This is a genomic window from Pseudomonas sp. BW16M2, assembly GCF_014268865.1.
In the GTDB taxonomy this organism is placed as follows: Bacteria; Pseudomonadota; Gammaproteobacteria; order Pseudomonadales; family Pseudomonadaceae; genus Aquipseudomonas; species Aquipseudomonas peradeniyensis.
In genome coordinates this window covers 26081-42449 of record NZ_JABWRI010000036.1, presented here as the reverse complement: position 1 = coordinate 42449, position 16369 = coordinate 26081, and the positions used below count along the sequence as shown (strand labels likewise).

Annotated in this window: 16 protein-coding genes; 10 read left to right on the top strand and 6 right to left on the bottom strand. The window is 65.2% G+C overall.

Features of this window, described 5'->3' with window-relative positions; translation table 11 throughout:
- Positions 1-152: 152 nt before the first annotated feature.
- Both HU735_RS23715 and def read left to right on the top strand, forming a co-directional pair.
- On the top strand, positions 153-1109 hold the full coding sequence (locus HU735_RS23715) for a YihY/virulence factor BrkB family protein (RefSeq protein WP_186715740.1): 957 nt from the start codon (positions 153-155) through the stop codon (positions 1107-1109).
- The gene (def, locus tag HU735_RS23710; RefSeq protein WP_186715739.1) at positions 1109-1645 is read left to right on the top strand and encodes a peptide deformylase; all 537 of its coding nucleotides are present in this window, start codon (positions 1109-1111) and stop codon (positions 1643-1645) included. The genes HU735_RS23715 and def overlap by 1 nt, the downstream gene beginning before the upstream one ends.
- Here the strand turns inward: def and HU735_RS23705 are convergent.
- The gene (locus tag HU735_RS23705) at positions 1600-2049 is read right to left on the bottom strand and encodes a GNAT family N-acetyltransferase (RefSeq protein ID WP_186715738.1); all 450 of its coding nucleotides are present in this window, start codon (positions 2047-2049) and stop codon (positions 1600-1602) included. The two genes, def and HU735_RS23705, sit on opposite strands and share 46 nt — an antisense overlap.
- Before the next feature lie 332 nt (positions 2050-2381).
- Between HU735_RS23705 and HU735_RS23700 the strand changes: the two genes are divergently transcribed.
- On the top strand, positions 2382-2639 hold the full coding sequence (locus tag HU735_RS23700) for a DUF2790 domain-containing protein (RefSeq protein WP_028693053.1): 258 nt from the start codon (positions 2382-2384) through the stop codon (positions 2637-2639).
- A 52-nt stretch (positions 2640-2691) separates the two neighbouring features.
- On the opposite strand, the gene HU735_RS23695 is transcribed toward HU735_RS23700, so the two are convergent.
- Positions 2692-4059, bottom strand: coding sequence for a PLP-dependent aminotransferase family protein (locus HU735_RS23695; RefSeq protein ID WP_186715737.1), 1368 nt, complete (start codon positions 4057-4059; stop codon positions 2692-2694).
- 75 nt (positions 4060-4134) lie between these two features.
- Here HU735_RS23695 and HU735_RS23690 point away from each other — a divergent pair, with 75 nt between their 5' ends.
- From HU735_RS23690 to HU735_RS23670, 5 genes are all read left to right on the top strand, one after another.
- Entirely contained in the window at positions 4135-5094 is a 960-nt protein-coding gene (locus HU735_RS23690; protein WP_186715736.1) for a threonine dehydratase, read from the top strand.
- A 77-nt stretch (positions 5095-5171) separates the two neighbouring features.
- Positions 5172-5813 (top strand): LysE family translocator, encoded by a 642-nt coding sequence (locus tag HU735_RS23685; RefSeq protein ID WP_186715735.1) that lies wholly within the window; start codon positions 5172-5174, stop codon positions 5811-5813.
- 111 nt (positions 5814-5924) lie between these two features.
- Positions 5925-6350 (top strand): nuclear transport factor 2 family protein, encoded by a 426-nt coding sequence (locus tag HU735_RS23680; protein ID WP_186715734.1) that lies wholly within the window; start codon positions 5925-5927, stop codon positions 6348-6350.
- A 42-nt stretch (positions 6351-6392) separates the two neighbouring features.
- Entirely contained in the window at positions 6393-6737 is a 345-nt protein-coding gene (locus HU735_RS23675) for a YciI family protein (protein ID WP_028693059.1), read from the top strand.
- A gap of 41 nt (positions 6738-6778) precedes the next feature.
- Positions 6779-8017, top strand: a complete 1239-nt coding sequence (locus tag HU735_RS23670; protein WP_186715776.1) for an RNA polymerase sigma factor — start codon at positions 6779-6781, stop codon at positions 8015-8017.
- Positions 8018-8164: 147 nt separating this feature from the next.
- Here the strand turns inward: HU735_RS23670 and HU735_RS23665 are convergent, their stop codons facing one another.
- A complete protein-coding gene (locus HU735_RS23665; protein WP_062574831.1) occupies positions 8165-8635 on the bottom strand; it encodes a MaoC family dehydratase in 471 nt (156 codons plus the stop codon).
- A 35-nt stretch (positions 8636-8670) separates the two neighbouring features.
- Positions 8671-9615, bottom strand: a complete 945-nt coding sequence (locus HU735_RS23660) for an alpha/beta hydrolase (protein ID WP_186715733.1) — start codon at positions 9613-9615, stop codon at positions 8671-8673.
- Positions 9616-9816: 201 nt separating this feature from the next.
- Here HU735_RS23660 and fadD2 point away from each other — a divergent pair, with 201 nt between their 5' ends.
- Both fadD2 and fadD1 read left to right on the top strand, forming a co-directional pair.
- Positions 9817-11505 (top strand): long-chain-fatty-acid--CoA ligase FadD2, encoded by a 1689-nt coding sequence (gene fadD2, locus HU735_RS23655; RefSeq protein WP_050706811.1) that lies wholly within the window; start codon positions 9817-9819, stop codon positions 11503-11505.
- Positions 11506-11803: 298 nt separating this feature from the next.
- Entirely contained in the window at positions 11804-13501 is a 1698-nt protein-coding gene (fadD1, locus tag HU735_RS23650; protein WP_028693064.1) for a long-chain-fatty-acid--CoA ligase FadD1, read from the top strand.
- Between the two features lie 131 nt (positions 13502-13632).
- On the opposite strand, the gene HU735_RS23645 is transcribed toward fadD1, so the two are convergent.
- On the bottom strand, positions 13633-14940 hold the full coding sequence (locus tag HU735_RS23645; RefSeq protein WP_110739163.1) for an FAD-binding oxidoreductase: 1308 nt from the start codon (positions 14938-14940) through the stop codon (positions 13633-13635).
- Between the two features lie 29 nt (positions 14941-14969).
- Positions 14970-16334: a glutamine synthetase family protein gene (locus HU735_RS23640; RefSeq protein WP_186715731.1), complete on the bottom strand. Its 1365-nt coding sequence runs from the start codon at positions 16332-16334 to the stop codon at positions 14970-14972.
- Positions 16335-16369: the final 35 nt, after the last annotated feature.

Here is a 16369-nt window from a genome sequence, read left to right as displayed (position 1 = left end):
TGTCGCGGGGCAGTGCGCTCCCACCCGGTGGGAGCGCACTGCCCCGCGATTGCGTTGTGCGTTCGGCAACGCGTCAGCGAACAGCACGCCCGCCGCCTGGTCTATTAGACTGGTTGCATTGCCACCCCGATCAAGCGGCGAAAGGAGACGCTATGATTTTCCCCGACCTGCGCGGCCTGCCCCTGCACCGCGTGCTGGTGCGCACCGTCAAGGAGTTCCTCGACGACGAGATGTCCACCTATGCCTCCGCGCTGGCCTACCAGATGCTGTTCTCGCTGTTCCCGTTCCTGTTGTTCCTGATCGCCCTGATCGGTTTCCTGCATTTGCCGGACTTTTTCTCGTGGCTGCGCCTGCAGTCCGAGCTGGTGCTGCCGCCCCAGGCCCTGGAGCAGGTCAACCCGGTGATCGACCAGTTGCAGCAGTCCAAGGGCGGATTGCTGTCGGTGGGTATCGTGATCGCGCTGTGGACCGCCTCGGCGGGTGTGCGCCTGATGATGAGCGCGATGAACGCCGCCTACGACGTGCCCGAAGGGCGGCCGGTGTGGAAGCGTATTCCGCTGTCGATCATCTACACCGTCGGCGTCGCCGGCATGCTCCTGGCGGCCGCCGCGCTGATGGTGCTGGGGCCGCAGGTCATGGGGTGGATCGCCTCCCAGGTGGGCCTGGAAGAGGCGGTGGTGGTCGTCTGGACCATCCTGCGCTGGCCGGCGATCATTATCCTGATGATGGTGGCGGTGGCGCTGATCTACTACGTGATGCCCGATGTGAAGCAGAAATTCCGTTTCATCACCCCAGGCTCGGTGCTGGCGGTGGTGGTGTGGATCATCGCGTCGCTGGGCTTTGCCTACTACGTGAAGACCTTTGCCGACTACAACGCCATGTATGGCAGTATCGGGGCGATCATCGTGCTGTTGCTGTACTTCTACATCTCCGCCGCCGTGCTGCTGCTGGGGGCCGAGATGAACGCGGTGATCGAGCATATGTCCGCCGAGGGCAAGAACCCCGGCGAGAAGGAATTCGCCCAGGACAATCCGCAACAGACCGTCACCGTGCTCGGCCATGAGCACCCGGTGACACCCGAACCCCAGACCCGCGAGCCGAATACCTGATGATCCGCGACATTCTCAAGATGGGCGACGAACGCCTGCTGCGCATCGCCCCGCCCGTGCCGGAGCACATGCTCGGCAGCCCCGAGCTCAAGCAACTGATCGACGACATGTTCGAGACCATGGCCCATGTCGGTGGCGTCGGCCTGGCCGCGCCGCAGATCGGCATCGACCTGCAACTGGTGATCTTCGGCTTCGATCGCAGCGAGCGCTACCCGGACGCCGAGCCGGTGCCGCGGACCATCCTGCTCAACCCAGTGATCACGCCGCTGGCCACGGAGGTCGAGGACGGCTGGGAAGGCTGCCTGTCGGTGCCGGGCCTGCGCGGCGTGGTGCCGCGCTACAAGCACATCAGCTATTCGGGCATCGACCCGCAGGGCAGCCCGATCAACCGCTTTGCCGATGGTTTTCATGCACGGGTGGTGCAGCATGAGTGCGACCACCTGATCGGCCGGTTGTACCCCTCGCGCATCCAGGACTTCAGCAAGTTCGGCTACACCGATGTGCTGTTCCCGGGGCTTGATGTGGCCGACGACTGATCCCGCACCAGCGCCATCAGGGGCTTGCTGCGCTGGTAACGGGCCAGGCGCGAGGCCAGTGACTCGGGGAGGGTATTGGCCGGGGTGAAGGCCAGGCGCTGGTAGAAGGGCGCCAGGTCCGGATGGCAGAACAGCCAGGTCGGGGTGGTGGCATCGCCCAACGCGGTTTCCAGCAACTGTGAAGCGATCTGCCGGCCACGCCATTGCGGGGCGACGAACAGGCCGGTCAGCCAGTAGCCGCCCTCGACTTGTGACAAGCTCATCCCTCCGACGATTTCACCGCTGCGCGCCACCCACTGTTCGCCATCACCGGCGGCGCGCATGCGCGAGCCATGCTGGCGATAGAACTGCTCCAGCAGGCGGCGCTGGATTGGGGGCAGGCGGGTGCAGGTCAGGGGCGGCATGTGTGGCTCACGCTGTGTGGCTCATTGCGGGGCAAGCCCGCTCCCACAAGGTCGCATGCAATCTGTAGGAGCGGGCTTGTCCCGCGACAGGGCCTGTGCAGGAAAAATGGCTGCGCTTTGTCGCAGATTGTTGCAAATCCGGCAAGGGTGAATAACCGACTTCGGGGTTCAACTATTCTGACTGGGGAGTAGACTTTCACTCATCCCCCCGGCAGTACGATAAAGCGGGATCGGTACTTCGTGTCATCTTCGCAGTCGATGACAACTTCTCCGCGCCATTGACGGCATCAGAAGTCACGCGATCAGCTTGATAGCCATCAAGGTCGTTATCCATGAAAGCCTTACTGATTCTTGCATTGGTCGGTATGTCCTCGCTCGCCTTCGCGGACCAGGTCAAGACCGCAGATACCCAACCCGTGGTCGAGCAGTACGACTATTCCACCAACCTCGACATCAAGCGCGTGATCAGCCTGTCGACGATCCCCAACGTCTGTGAAGTGGTGCCCGCCACCATGACCTACGAAGACCATCAGGGACAGGTGCACACCCTTCAATACCGTGCCCTGGGCGAGGGTTGCCGGCTGAACTGAGCCTGTTGGCCCAGTCAGGGCCAGTGGGAGCGGGCTTGCCCCGCGATGGCGATCAATTGCAATCGCGGGTCAATCCCGCCCCCACAAGCTCCAGCCCCTGCTTCAACTGCGCCCGGCTGTGCGCCGCCGACAGGCTGACCCGCACCGCCCGCACACGCTCCGTGCCCACCGCGAACACGCTGGCCGGCACGATCTCCACCCCTTGCGCCCGACACTGGGCAACCAGCGCCTCGGCCTCCCCGGGCGTGGCCAGCCAGGCATGGGGCGAAGGCACGCCGTCCACCGGCAGTGCATTGCCCAGCCACGCCCGCGCCAGGCGCCAACGCTCGGCCAGTTCCTCCCGCTGCCAGGCCAGTCGCCGTGCGGCGGTCCCGTCCGCAATCCATTGGCAAGCGATGTACAGGTTCAACGGCGACACCGACCAGTGGGTGGCCTGGGCATAAGGATCGATCTGCTCCAGCAACGCTGGCCGAGCCACGATCCAGCCCAGGCGCAGGCCGGCGGCCACGGTCTTGGACAAGCTGCTGATCAACACGCCGCGGCCTTCGAGCAAAGGGTACAGTGGCGGCCGGTCGGTCAAGGCGCCGTACACGTCATCCTCGATCACCAGCAAGTCGTGGCGTTTGGCGACTTCCGCCAGTGCCTGGCGCCGGGCCTCGCCCATGCAGGCCCCGGTCGGGTTGTGCAGGGTCGGGGTGGTCACCAGCACCCGCGCGCCACTGGCCCGCACGACGCGGTCCAGTTCGTCCGGGCGCAAACCCTGTTCATCCAGGGCCACCCCCTGCACCGGCAGGCGCAGTTGGCGACAGGCCGCCTTGATGCCCGGGGCGGTCAGCGCTTCGACCATCACCGGCTCGCCTGCCAGGCACAGCGACTGCAGTACCAGGACCAAGGCCTGTTGGGCGCCACCGCAGAGCAGCACCTCCTCGGGCCTCAGGGTCAGGCCACGATTGGCCAACCAGCGAGTGCCCTGGATCCGCCCCAGCAGCAGTTGCTCCGGCCCCAGGTAATGGTCGAGCAGGGCGGTTTCACCCTGTTCGAGTAACCGGCGCAGGCTGTGCTCGAGGTCAAGATTGTGCGGGTCGGCCACCGGCACGTTGGTCGACAGGTCGATCACCTGATGCTGACGGTCTGGCAACTTGAGGCGAAACAGCGTCGCCTCCTTGCTGCTGGCCAGCACATAGGTGCCACGCCCCACCTCCCCGGACACCAGGTGCCGCGCCGCAGCTTCGCGGTAGGCCTGTTGCGTGGTGCTCGGGTTCAGGCCCAGCGCCCAGGCCAGGCGACGCTGGGGCGGCAGGCGTTCACCGGCTTTCAGCTCACCCTGTTCGATGGCGCCGGCGATGGCCTCGACCAGCGCCAGGTAGCGCGGCTGGTCGTTGTCTGGCAGGGAGGGAATCCACACGAAATTGCTACCCATGCAATATATATTTGGACCCATACAATGGCCGGCGCTTAGGATCGGATCAAGCCCTACCGATGAAGGAAGATCGCCATGTTCGACTTGCCCGCCCTGCGTGAAGCCGCCGCCTTTGTTCACCAGCACGTTCCGCCGACCCCGCAGCATGCCTGGCCGCTGCTGGCCGAGCGGCTGGGTTGCCAGCTCTGGGTCAAGCACGAGAACCATGCCCCCACCGGTGCCTTCAAAGTACGTGGCGGGCTGGTCTACGTGCGTTCCCTGCTGGCCAGTGGCGACGTCCCCCACGGGCTGGTCACCGCAACCCGCGGCAATCATGGCCAGAGCATGGCCCTGGCAGCGCGCCAGGCGGGCTTGCCGCTGGTGATCGTGGTGCCTGAAGGCAACTCGCGAGAGAAGAACGCCGCCATGCGCGCCCTGGGCGCGGAACTGGTGGAGCACGGCGTGGACTTCGACGTTGCCCGTGAAGAGGCCGCGCGCCTGGCCGAGGAACGCGGCTACCAGATGGTCCCATCGTTCCACCCGGAACTGGTGCGTGGCGTGGCCACCTATGCGCTGGAGCTGTTCGAGGCGGTGGCCGACCTGGATTGCGTGTATGTGCCGATCGGCATGGGCTCGGGCATCTGCGGGCTGATCCAGGCGCGCAACCTGCTGGGGCTGGACACCGAGATCGTCGGCGTGGTCTCCAGTGCGGCGGACGCCTATGCCCAGAGCTTCGAGCGGGGGCGCATCGTCACCACCGCCAGCGCTGAGACCTTCGCCGACGGCATGGCTTGTCGCGTGCCGCACCCCGATGCCTTCGCGCTGGTGCGCGAGCATGCCGCACGCATCGTGCGAGTGAGCGACGACGAGATCGCCGAGGCCATGCGCCTCTATCACGAGACCACCCACAACACCGCCGAGGGTGCCGGTGCCGCCGCCCTGGCCGCGCTGATGCAGGAGCGTGGGCGCCAGGCCGGCAAGCGTGTGGCGGTGGTGCTCAGTGGCGCCAACGTGGATCGCGGGCGCTATGCGCAGGTGTTGGCGGGGTCTGTCTGAGCGAGTGAACTTTCTTTCTGTACGGCAAGCGCACCCTCGGGTTCAATGTGCACCCCTGAATACGCCCAGAGTGCGCCATGCCTTTCTCCAACGGTTTTCTGCTCAGTCTGTCCCTTTGCCTGGATATCGGGGTGGCCAATATCGCCATGATCACCCTGGCCATGCAGCGCGGATTCCTCCAGGGGTTCTGGTTGGGCCTGGGTACCTGCGTCGGCGACCTGGTCTATGCAATTGCTGCTCTGGCCGGAATGACCGTGCTGCTGCAGTTCGAAAGCGTGCGCTGGACCCTGTGGCTGGGCGGTTCGGCACTGCTGGTGTGGTTTGCCGTGAAGATGCTGCTGGCGGCTTGGCGTGGCGGACATCTGGAGTCGCGGGGGCAGGTGGTGGTGGAATCGGGCTGGCGCGAGTTCCTGCGCGGGATCTTCCTGGCCATGTCATCGCCCAGCGCGATTCTCTGGTTCGCGGCGGTGGGTGGGGTGCTGATCTCCAGGTCCGGTGGCGGCAGTCTGCTCGACGCAGGACTGTTCCTCGCGGGCTTCTTCGCCGCCGGGTTGGCTTGGTGCGTGTCGCTCTGCGGCATCGCCAGCCATGGTGGGCGCTTGCTTGGTGACCGGCTGCTGACGTGGTCCTACCTGCTGTCGGCGGCCATTTTCTGTTATTTCGCGGTGTATGTGATTCTCTCCGGTTATCGTGAGTTCATCTTGCCTGCACCCGTTTGACGCGCCCCTCGACTGATTTATTTCCAGGTGGCTGTCGATCTGTCGTTTTCCCGTTCGACCAGTGTTGAAAGCGTCACCACCAACCCTGATGAATCTTCGGAGGAAACACCGATGAACACTGCAGCCGAGCATGAACTGAAGCAACTGATCGAGCAGTGGATGCAAGCCGTGCGCGAGCGTGACGTGGACCGTATCGTCGCCCCCTATGCCGACGACATTCTTGCCTTCGACGCCATCCAGGCCCTGCAATTCAAGGGCAAGGCCGCCTACCGCGCCCATTGGGAAATGTGCATGGGCATGTGCACCGGGCCGATGGTGTTCGAACTGGCGCAACTGACCGTGCATGCCGACGGCGACCTGGGCCTGGCCCACTGGCTCAACCGCTGTGGCCCGGGCGACGATGAGAGCCAGTGCGGTTTCATGCGCGCCACTGTCGGCTACCGGCGCAGTGGCGGCCAATGGCAGGTCATCCACGAACACTGGTCGGCGCCGTTCGACATGGAAACGCAAAAAGCGCTGTTCGATCTCAAACCCTGAACGCTCTCGACCGCCTATCGCCACCTTGCCCCGGAGACGATCATGAAATACCTGTGCCTGGTCTATTGTGATGAAGCGCTGTTGCACAGCCTGCCCGACAGCCCCGAGGACGCCGAATGCATGGCCTACGCCGAGTCCATCCAGGGCTCCGGGCGGATGATCGCCGCCGAGGCGCTCAAGCCCGTGCAGACGGCCACCACGGTGCGCGTGCGCGCCGGACGCATGAGCCTGACCGACGGCCCGTTCGCCGAGACCAAGGAGCAGTTGGCCGGTTTCTACCTGGTCGATGCACGCGACCTCAATGAAGCGTTGAACATCGCCAAGGGGATTCCGGCGGCGCGGGTCGGTAGCGTCGAGGTGCGCCCGGTGCGAGAGTTGCAACCCTGACGTGAATGGAGAGCCACGATGACCCAGGTATCGTCGGGCTGATGAACAGCGAAGCGCAAATCCGTGATGAAGTCGCGGCGGTCTACCGCCGCGACTCCCGGCGCATCCTGGCCACCCTGATCCGCCTGCTGGGAGACTTCGACCTGGCCGAGGAGGCCTTGCATGACGCCTTCTTCATTGCCGTCGAGCGCTGGCAGCGCGATGGCATTCCGGACAATCCGCGGGCCTGGCTGGTCTCCGCCGGCCGCTTCAAAGCCATCGACGCCTTGCGCAGGCGTGCCCGCTTCGACCGCTCGCAGGCGGACCTGATCATGCTGCTGGAGGGCGAGACCCAGGACCCGGGCGAGCAGGAGCTGCTGGTCGATGATCGGCTGCGTCTGATCTTCACCTGCTGCCACCCGGCCCTGGCCTTCGATGCCCAGGTGCCGCTGACGCTGCGCGAGGTCTGCGACCTGACCACCGAGCAGATCGCCCGCGCCTTCCTGCAGAGCCCGGCGACCATCGCCCAGCGCATCGTGCGGGCCAAGGCCAAGATTCGCGATGCGAAGATCCCCTACCAGGTACCGGAGCTGGGCGAGTTGCCGGAGCGGTTGGAGAGTGTGCTGCGGGTGATCTACCTGGTGTTCAACGAGGGCTATTCGACGTCTTCGGGCGAGGATGTCACCACGCGCGCGCTGACCGACGAAGCCATCCGCCTGGGCCGCTTGCTGGCGCAGTTGTTGCCGGATGCCGAAGTGCTGGGGCTGCTGGCGCTGATGCTGTTGCAGGCCTCGCGGCAGAACGCGCGCAGCGATGCCCAGGGCGAGCTGGTGTTGCTCGACGAACAGGACCGAGGCCTGTGGGACCGGGCACAGATAGAGGAGGGCAGCCAGTTGGTGCGCCAGGCACTGCGCAGCCGGGAGTTCGGCCCCTACAGCGTGCAGGCGGCAATTGCCGCGCTGCATGCCGAAGCGCCCAGCGCCGAGGCCACCGACTGGGACGAGATCGTCGGCCTGTACGATGTGCTGCAGCGCCACTGGCCGTCACCAGTGGTGGAGCTGAACCGGGCAGCAGCCCTGGCCCGGCGCGATGGCGCGCAGGTCGGGTTGCGGGCGGTCGAGGCGATTCTCGAGCGGGGCGAGCTGGGCGACTACCACCTGGCCCATGCCGCGCGGGCCGAACTGCATCGGCAACTGGGCAACACCGTGCAGGCCCGCGAGGCCTGGCAGCAGGCGCTGACGCTGACCCGGCAGGGGCCGGAGCGCCGGCATATCGAGCGGCGTTTGCGTGAGCTGGGCTAAGCGCCTCACTGTAGGAGCGGCCTCGTGCCGCGAAAGGGCTGCGTAGCAGCCCCGGCGATCTATACATGGACGCTGAAATCCAGGGACTGCTGCGCAGTCCTTTCGCGGCACGAGGCCGCTCCTACAGTGACTGTGAAAGTCGCTGTATCAGCCAGCAACGAACTCCGGCGGGCTCACCAGCTCGACGGTCTGCTGCTTGCGCGGCGCGAGGATCTCGGCTTCGCCGGCGACCACCAGTTCGTCGTTCTGGTTGTAGACGTTGGTGGCGATGCGCACCTTGAACTTGGGCAGCTTCTCGAGGATTTCCAGGCGCACGGTCAGCTCGTCGCCGATCTTCACCGGTTTCTGGAAGCTCATCTGCTGGCCCAGGTAGATGGTGCCCGGGCCGGGAAGGGTGCAGGCCACCGCGGCGCTGATCAGCGCGCCGCTGAACATGCCGTGGGCGATGCGTTCCTTGAACATGCTCTTGGCGGCGAACTCGGCATCCAGGTGCACCGGGTTGTGGTCACCGGACATGGCGGCGAACAGCTGGATGTCGCGTTCTGCCACGGACTTCTTGTATTCAGCTTTCTGGCCGACTTCGAGGGCTTCGTAAGGCGTGTTGGTGACCTGGGTCATCAGGGGCTTCCTTGTGGAGCAGACTAGGCTGCCGATCATTCACTGCGGGCAGGGCGGCCAAGGGCCAGCGCCTGTTCCAGCCAGCCGATGATCTCGGCGGTGACCTCGTCGCGATGGGTTTCGTTGAGCACTTCGTGGCGTGCGCCGGGGTAGATGCGCAACTGTACATGACGGTTGCCGGTCGCGCGCAGGGCGTCGGCCAGATGGGTGAGACGCTTGCCGGCACTCACCGGATCACATTCGCCGCCCAGCACGAAGATCGGCAGGTTCGGATCGATCTGCGCCAGGTTCTTTTTCTGACTGATCTGCGCCAGCCCTTGCAGCAGGTCGAGCCACAGCTGGTTGCTGCAGCGAAAGCCGCACAGCGGATCGGCGATGTACTTGTCCACCTCCGCGGCATCGCGGCTGAGCCAGTCGAAGGCGGTGCGGTTGGGCTTGAACGCCTTGTTGAACGAGCCGAACGACAGCCAGTCGATCAGCGCGCTCTTGCCCAGCGGGCCCTGGCGCCAGGCCTCGAGACGGGCGATCTGGCGCGCCGCGCGGTACAGCGCCACCGGCTGGAAGTTCGAGCCGCTGAGGATCGCGCCCTGCAGGCTGGCGCTGTGGTGCAGCAGGTAGGCCTGGGCGATGTAGCTGCCCATGCTGTGGCCGAACAGGAACAGCGGGGTCCCCGGAAACTGCTGGCCGATGTGCTGGGCCAGTAGGCCCAGGTCGTTGAGTACGGCATTCCAGCCATTTTGCCGGGCGAACAGGCCCAGGCTGCCCAGCTCGGCGGTGCGGCCGTGGCCGCGCAGGTCGGGGGCGAGCAGCCCGTAGCCGGCCGCGTTGAGCGCATGGCCCAGGCGCTGGTAGCGCCCGGCATGCTCGGCCATGCCATGGGCCAGCAGCACCACGGCCTTGACCGGTGTGGCCGGCAGCCATTGGTGGACATAAAGGCTGCAGTGCTCGCTGGCGGGGAGCCAGAAGGCGTCGTGGGGCATGGCGGGTCCTTGCGCGCGGAGGTTGCCCAACAGTGTATGCGCAAAGCCATCGATTGCAGGAAGGGCAGAAAAGAGATTCACAATGTTAATGGCGGCACTTGGCGTATTTGCCACCTTCGACAGAGCTGCTAACGTCGGCTGAACACCTTTTTGCCAGCCGGCGATCAGGTCAGGGATGTCCCGGCAGAGGAACAACAATAAATGCAAGCCGATTTCTGGAACGACAAGCGCCCGGCGGGCGTACCTTCCACCATTGACATGAATGCCTACACATCCGTCGTCGATGTCTTCGAGCGCTGCTGCAAGCGCTTCGCCGACCGCCCGGCGTACAGCAACCTCGGCGTCACCCTGAGCTATGCCGACCTCGAGCGCCATTCGGCGGCCTTCGCCGCCTGGCTGCAGCAGCACACCGAGCTGGTGCCGGGCGACCGCATCGCGGTGCAGATGCCCAATGTCCTGCAATATCCCATCGCGGTGTTCGGCGCCATGCGTGCCGGCCTGATCGTGGTCAACACCAACCCACTGTACACCGAGCGCGAGATGCGTCATCAGTTCAAGGACTCCGGCGCCCGTGCCCTGGTGTACCTGAACATGTTCGGCAAGCGCGTGCAGGAAGTGCTGCCCGACACCGGCATCGAGTACCTGATCGAGGCGAAGATGGGCGACCTGCTGCCGACGGCCAAGGGCTGGCTGGTCAATACCGTGGTCGACAAGCTGAAGAAGATGGTGCCGGCCTACCAGTTGCCCCAGGCCGTTTCGTTCAAGCAGGTGCTGCGCCAGGGGCGCGGGCTTACCCACAAACCGGTGGCGCAGACCCTGGAAAACATTGCGGTGCTGCAGTACACCGGTGGCACCACCGGGCTGGCCAAGGGCGCCATGCTCACCCACGGCAACCTGGTGGCCAACATGCTCCAGGTGCTGGCCTGCTTCGGCCAGCACGGCCCCGATGGCCAGCCACTGATCAAGGAAGGGCAGGAGGTGATGATCGCGCCGCTGCCGCTGTACCACATCTATGCTTTCACCGCGAACTGCATGTGCATGATGGTGACCGGCAACCACAACGTGCTGATCACCAATCCCCGCGATATCCCCGGCTTCATCAAGGAGCTGGGCAAGTGGCGGTTCTCGGCGCTGGTGGGCTTGAACACGCTGTTCGTCGCGCTGATGGACAACCCGGGCTTCAAATCGCTGGATTTCTCCGCGTTGAAGATCACCAATTCCGGCGGCACCGCGCTGGTCAAGGCCACCGCCGAACGCTGGGAGGCCCTCACCGGTTGCCGCATTGTCGAAGGCTACGGCCTGACCGAAACCTCGCCAGCGGCCAGCACCAACCCCTATGGCCAGCTGGCGCGCCTGGGGACCGTGGGGCTCCCGGTGCCCGGCACGGCGTTCAAGGTGATCGACGACGAAGGCCACGAGCAACCGCTGGGCGAGCGTGGCGAGCTGTGCATCAAGGGGCCGCAGGTGATGAAGGGCTACTGGCAGCAGGTAGAGGCCACCACTCAGGTCCTGGATGCCGAAGGCTGGCTGAAGACTGGCGACATCGCTGTCATCGATCCGGACGGTTTCACCCGCATCGTCGACCGCAAGAAGGACATGATCATCGTCTCGGGATTCAACGTGTATCCCAACGAGATCGAGGACGTGGTGATGGGCCATCCGCAGGTGGCCAGCTGCGCGGTGATCGGCGTGCCGGACGAGCGCACCGGCGAGGCGGTGAAGCTGTTCGTGGTGCCGCGCGCGGGTGGGGTGAGCGTCGATGAGCTCAAGGCGTTCTGCAAGACCAACTTCACCGGCTACAAGGTACCCAAGCACATCGTGTTGCGCGAATCGCTGCCGATGACTCCGGTGGGCAAGATCCTGCGTCGGGAGTTGCGCGACATTGCCTGACGGTGGCTAGTCCAATCCTGTGGGAGCGGCGCAACTCCGTTCCCACAGGCCCTCTCTAGGGCAGGGCTTTCAGCCGGATTCGCGGCATTTTGTATAAATACTCTAAAAATGACCTATATTGTTCATTGAGTCATTTTCGTGACCTGTCGGCCTTTTTCGGCCTCTAGGCGACCCCTTGCAAAGCTGTTACTCTCGGCGCGCTTTCAGAGGATCCGGTTTGCAATGAGCCGGCCTCTCATATCAATAATAAGCGCATCGACGCGTACCGAATTCGCTGTTGCTGAAGGAGCGGGCTTCCATGATCGAACATTTTTGGAAGGATAAGTACCCAGCCGGGGTCACGGCGGACATCAATCCTGACGAATTCCCCAATATCCAGGCGGTACTCAAGCAATCCTGCCAACGCTTTGCCGACAAACCTGCCTTTAGCAACCTGGGCAAGACCATCACCTACGGCGAGCTGTACACCCTGTCCGGCGCCTTCGCCGCCTGGCTGCAACAGCACACCGACCTGAAGCCGGGTGATCGCATCGCGGTCCAGCTGCCCAACGTCCTGCAGTACCCAGTCGCTGTGTTCGGTGCCATGCGCGCCGGCCTGATCGTGGTCAACACCAACCCGCTGTACACCGCGCGGGAGCTGGAGCACCAGTTCAACGACTCCGGGGCCAAGGCCCTGGTGTGCCTGGCCAACATGGCGCACCTGGCGGAAAAGGTGGTGCCCAAGACCCAGGTCAAACACGTCATTGTGACCGAAGTGGCCGACCTGTTGCCACCTCTCAAGCGCCTGTTGATCAACAGCGTCATCAAGTACGTGAAGAAAATGGTGCCGGCCTACCACCTGCCGGGCGCCGTGCGCTTCAACGACGCCCTGGCGCTGGGCAAGGGCGGCGCGGTGACCGAGGCCAACCCGCAGTCCGGCGATGTCGCCGTGCTGCAGTACACCGGCGGTACCACCGGCGTGGCCAAGGGCGCGATGCTTACCCACCGCAACCTGGTCGCCAACATGCTGCAGTGCCGCGCGCTGATGGGCTCTAACCTGCACGAAGGCTGCGAGATCCTCATCACCCCGCTGCCGCTGTACCACATCTACGCCTTTACCTTCCATTGCATGGCCATGATGCTCATCGGCAACCACAACGTGCTGATCAGCAACCCGCGCGACCTGCCGGCCATGGTCAAGGAACTGGGCAAGTGGAAGTTCAGCGGCTTCGTCGGCCTCAACACGCTGTTCGTTGCCCTGTGCAACAACGAGACGTTCCGCAACCTCGACTTCTCGGCGCTGAAGATCACCCTGTCCGGCGGCATGGCCTTGCAACAGAGCGTGGCCGAGCGCTGGAAGACTGTGACCGGCTGCGCCATCTGCGAAGGCTACGGCATGACCGAGACCAGCCCGGTGGCGGCGGTCAACCCGACTTCGGCCAACCAGCTGGGGACCATCGGCATCCCGGTGCCGTCCACCCTGTGCAAGATCATCGACGACAACGGCCAGGAGCTGCCCCTGGGCGAGGTGGGCGAGCTGTGCATCAAGGGGCCGCAGGTGATGAAGGGCTACTGGCAGCGTGAAGACGCCACCGCCGAAATCATTGACAGCAATGGCTGGCTGAAGACCGGCGACATCGCCCTGATCCAGCCGGACGGCTACATGCGCATCGTCGACCGCAAGAAGGACATGATCCTGGTGTCCGGCTTCAATGTGTACCCCAACGAGCTCGAAGACGTCCTCGCCGCGCTGCCGGGCGTGCTGCAGTGCGCGGCCATCGGCATCCCGGACGAGAAGTCCGGCGAGGTGATCAAGGTGTTCATCGTGGTCAAACCGGGCATGACCCTGACCAAGGAGCAGGTGATGGAGCACATGCGCGCCAACGTCACCGGCTACAAGGTGCCCAAGGCCATCGAGTTCCGCGACGCGCTGCCGACCACCAACGTTGGCAAGATCCTGCGCCGCGAGCTGCGCGACGAAGAGCTGAAGAAGCAGGGTCTGAAGAAGATCGCCTGATCCCCAGCGTGCTTTGGGATTGAAACGTGGGAGCGGGCTTGCCCCGCGATAGCGTCAGCTCAGGTAACGTTGTTGCCCGAGTCGACGCCATCGCGGGTCAAGCCCGCTCCCACGTTTGCGATACAGGAAACTCAGCGCAGCTTTTCCAGCATCTGGTAGTACCACATCCCCGCCGCCAGCAGCGGATTCCCTAGCAGGTCGCCCATCGGCACCTTGATATGCCGGCACCCGGCAAAGGTATCGAACTTCTCCAGCGTCCCGGTCAGCGCCTCGGCCATGATCTCGCCCATGATGTGGCTGGTGGCGATGCCGTGCCCGGAATACCCCTGGCAATACCAGACGTTGTCCGACAGCTTGCCCAGCTGCGGGATGCGGTTGACCACGATGCCCATGGCGCAGCTCCACTGGAACTCGATCGGCACGCCCTTGAGCGCCGGGAAGGTGCGCTCGATGCACGGGCGCAGCTCGCCTTCGATGTCCCGCGAGTCGCGCCCGGAGTAGTTGGCGCCGCCGCCGAACAGCAGGCGCTTGTCGGCGGTCAGGCGGTAGTAGTCGAGGACGAAACGGCAGTCGTACACCGCCAGGTCCTGCGGGTTGATCTGTTCGGCCAGCTCGCCCAGCGGCGCGGTGGTGACGATACCGCCCATGGCCGGGAAGATCTTGCCCTTGAGCTGGCGCTTTTCCAGCTTGTGATACACATCGCCCGCCAGCATCACCTGGCGTGCCTCGATCCGTCCCTGGGCGGTGACCACCGCCGGGCGCGGGCCGTGGACGATCTCCAGCACCTCGGAGTTTTCGAACACCAGCGCGCCCAGCCCGTGGGCGGCGCGGGCCTCGCCCAGGCACAGGTTGAGCGGGTGCAGGTGCAGGTTGCGACGGTTCTTCAGTGCGCCGAGGTACAACGGGCTCTGCAGGTGGCGTTGCATGGCGCTGCGGTCGAGCAGTTGCACCTGATCGCCCATGCCACGGCGCTGGGCCTCGGCCTCGAAGGCGCGCAGCTCGTTCATGTGCGACGGTTTCATCGCCGCGTGCAGGTGGCCGTGCTTGAGGTCGCACTGGATGCCGTAGCGCTCGACGCGCTGCTCGATGATCTGGTGGCCGCGCCAGCGCAGGTGCCAGATGAAATCGTCCACCTCGGCGCCCAGCCGGTCGCGCATCTGCGTGCGCATGGCCTCGTCGCCCGACAGGCTGCCGGTGACCTGGCCGCCGTTGCGGCCGCTGGCGCCCCAGCCGATGCGGTTGGTTTCGACGATGGCCACCTTCAGGCCACGCTCGGCCAGTTCCACCGCGGTGGCCACGCCGGTGAAGCCGCCGCCGATGATCGCCACGTCGACTTGCACCGTGCCCTTGAGCGTGGGGTATTCGGTCGTGTCGTTGAGGGTGGCGCTGTAATAGGACGGCGCGCGCTGGGCCGGGCCGTTGTTCACTGCTGCGTTCATGCTTGTTCCTTCTTGTAATCTCGTGGGCATCAGGCCTGGTGCAGGTACCAGCGCCAGTCCTGCTCGCCGACCTCGGCCATGAACTGGCGGTACTCGGCGCGCTTGACCTTGAGGTATACGCCGAGGAAGGCCTCGCCCAGCGCCTCCCGGGCCCAGCTCGAATTTTCCAAGGCCTCGAGGACGGTTAGCCAGTCGGTGGGCAGGTGTTCGCTGGCCTGGGCGTAGCCGTTGCCTTCGACTGGGGCGCCGGGATCGAGTTGTTCACGGATGCCCTGGTGGGTGGCGGAGAGGATCGCGGCGGCGGCCAGGTAGGGGTTGGCGTCGGCGCCACAGATGCGGTGCTCGATATGCCGGCTGGCTGCCGGGCCGCCGGGCACGCGCAGGCTGACGGTGCGGTTGTCCACGCCCCAGGTCGGCGCCAGCGGCGCATAGCTGTTGGCCTGGAAGCGGCGGAACGAGTTGGCGTTGGGGCAGAACAGCAGCAGCGATTCGCGCAGGTGACGCAGCATGCCGGCCACCGCATGATGCAGCAGCGGGGTACCGGCCTTGTCCTCGCTGGCGAACAGGTTGTTGCCGGCGGCGTCGGCCAGGCTCAGGTGCATGTGCATGCCGGTGCCGGCCAGCTGGGCGAACGGCTTGGCCATGAAGCAGGCCTGCATGCCGTGGGCGTTGGCGATGCCCTTGACCAGGCGCTTGTAGCGCACGGCCTGGTCCATCGCCTCGAGTGCGTCGCCGTGTTCCAGGGTGATCTCCACCTGGCCGGGCGCGTACTCGGAGATCGCCGTGCGGACCGGGATGCCCTGGGCCTTGCAGGCGGCATAGAGGTCGGCGAGGAAGGGTTCGATCTGCTCCAGCTCGCGCAGGCCATACACCTGGGTCCCGCGTGGACGCCAGCCGTCGCTGTCCAGCGCCGGCTGCGGCCGGCCCTGGGCGTCGCGCTGCTGGTCGAGCAGGTAGAACTCCAGCTCGCAGGCCATCACCGGGTGGAAACCATCGGCCTTGAGCGCGTCGATCACCCGCAGCAGCACATGGCGCGGATCGGCCACGCTGGCCGGCAGGCCTTCGCTGGGGTGCATGCTGACCTGCACGGCGGCGGTCGGCACCCGGCGCCAGGGCAGGCGCACCAGGCTGCCGTCCAGCGGGTAGGCACGGCAGTCGATGTCGCCTACGTCCCAGACCAGGCCGGAGTCTTCGACATCGTCGCCGTTGAGGGTCAGGCCGAGGATGGTGCTGGGCAGCGGGCGACCGCTTTCGAACACCGCCAGCAGCTCCTCGCGGTGCAGCAGCTTGCCGCGGGGGACGCCGTTGGCGTCGAGGATGAACAGCTCGATCAGGTCGATATCGGGGTTGTCGGCCAGGAAACGCCTGGCTTGCTCTGCGGGGGCAAAGTGCATGGTGGATTCGCTCTGGGGCACACGTGACCGCCGCG

What these genes read in the sequence shown, in the direction of transcription:
- fadD1 (WP_028693064.1), top strand. Translation starts at nt 11,804, where the DNA reads ATGATCGAACATTTTTGGAAGGATAAGTACCCAGCCGGGGTCACGGCG.
- HU735_RS23695 (WP_186715737.1), bottom strand. Translation starts at nt 4,059, where the DNA reads ATGGGTAGCAATTTCGTGTGGATTCCCTCCCTGCCAGACAACGACCAG.
- HU735_RS23700 (WP_028693053.1), top strand. Translation starts at nt 2,382, where the DNA reads ATGAAAGCCTTACTGATTCTTGCATTGGTCGGTATGTCCTCGCTCGCC.
- HU735_RS23645 (WP_110739163.1), bottom strand. Translation starts at nt 14,940, where the DNA reads ATGAACGCAGCAGTGAACAACGGCCCGGCCCAGCGCGCGCCGTCCTAT.
- HU735_RS23685 (WP_186715735.1), top strand. Translation starts at nt 5,172, where the DNA reads ATGCCTTTCTCCAACGGTTTTCTGCTCAGTCTGTCCCTTTGCCTGGAT.
- fadD2 (WP_050706811.1), top strand. Translation starts at nt 9,817, where the DNA reads ATGCAAGCCGATTTCTGGAACGACAAGCGCCCGGCGGGCGTACCTTCC.
- HU735_RS23715 (WP_186715740.1), top strand. Translation starts at nt 153, where the DNA reads ATGATTTTCCCCGACCTGCGCGGCCTGCCCCTGCACCGCGTGCTGGTG.
- HU735_RS23680 (WP_186715734.1), top strand. Translation starts at nt 5,925, where the DNA reads ATGAACACTGCAGCCGAGCATGAACTGAAGCAACTGATCGAGCAGTGG.
- def (WP_186715739.1), top strand. Translation starts at nt 1,109, where the DNA reads ATGATCCGCGACATTCTCAAGATGGGCGACGAACGCCTGCTGCGCATC.
- HU735_RS23675 (WP_028693059.1), top strand. Translation starts at nt 6,393, where the DNA reads ATGAAATACCTGTGCCTGGTCTATTGTGATGAAGCGCTGTTGCACAGC.
- HU735_RS23665 (WP_062574831.1), bottom strand. Translation starts at nt 8,635, where the DNA reads ATGACCCAGGTCACCAACACGCCTTACGAAGCCCTCGAAGTCGGCCAG.
- HU735_RS23640 (WP_186715731.1), bottom strand. Translation starts at nt 16,334, where the DNA reads ATGCACTTTGCCCCCGCAGAGCAAGCCAGGCGTTTCCTGGCCGACAAC.
- HU735_RS23690 (WP_186715736.1), top strand. Translation starts at nt 4,135, where the DNA reads ATGTTCGACTTGCCCGCCCTGCGTGAAGCCGCCGCCTTTGTTCACCAG.
- HU735_RS23670 (WP_186715776.1), top strand. Translation starts at nt 6,779, where the DNA reads ATGAACAGCGAAGCGCAAATCCGTGATGAAGTCGCGGCGGTCTACCGC.
- HU735_RS23660 (WP_186715733.1), bottom strand. Translation starts at nt 9,615, where the DNA reads ATGCCCCACGACGCCTTCTGGCTCCCCGCCAGCGAGCACTGCAGCCTT.
- HU735_RS23705 (WP_186715738.1), bottom strand. Translation starts at nt 2,049, where the DNA reads ATGCCGCCCCTGACCTGCACCCGCCTGCCCCCAATCCAGCGCCGCCTG.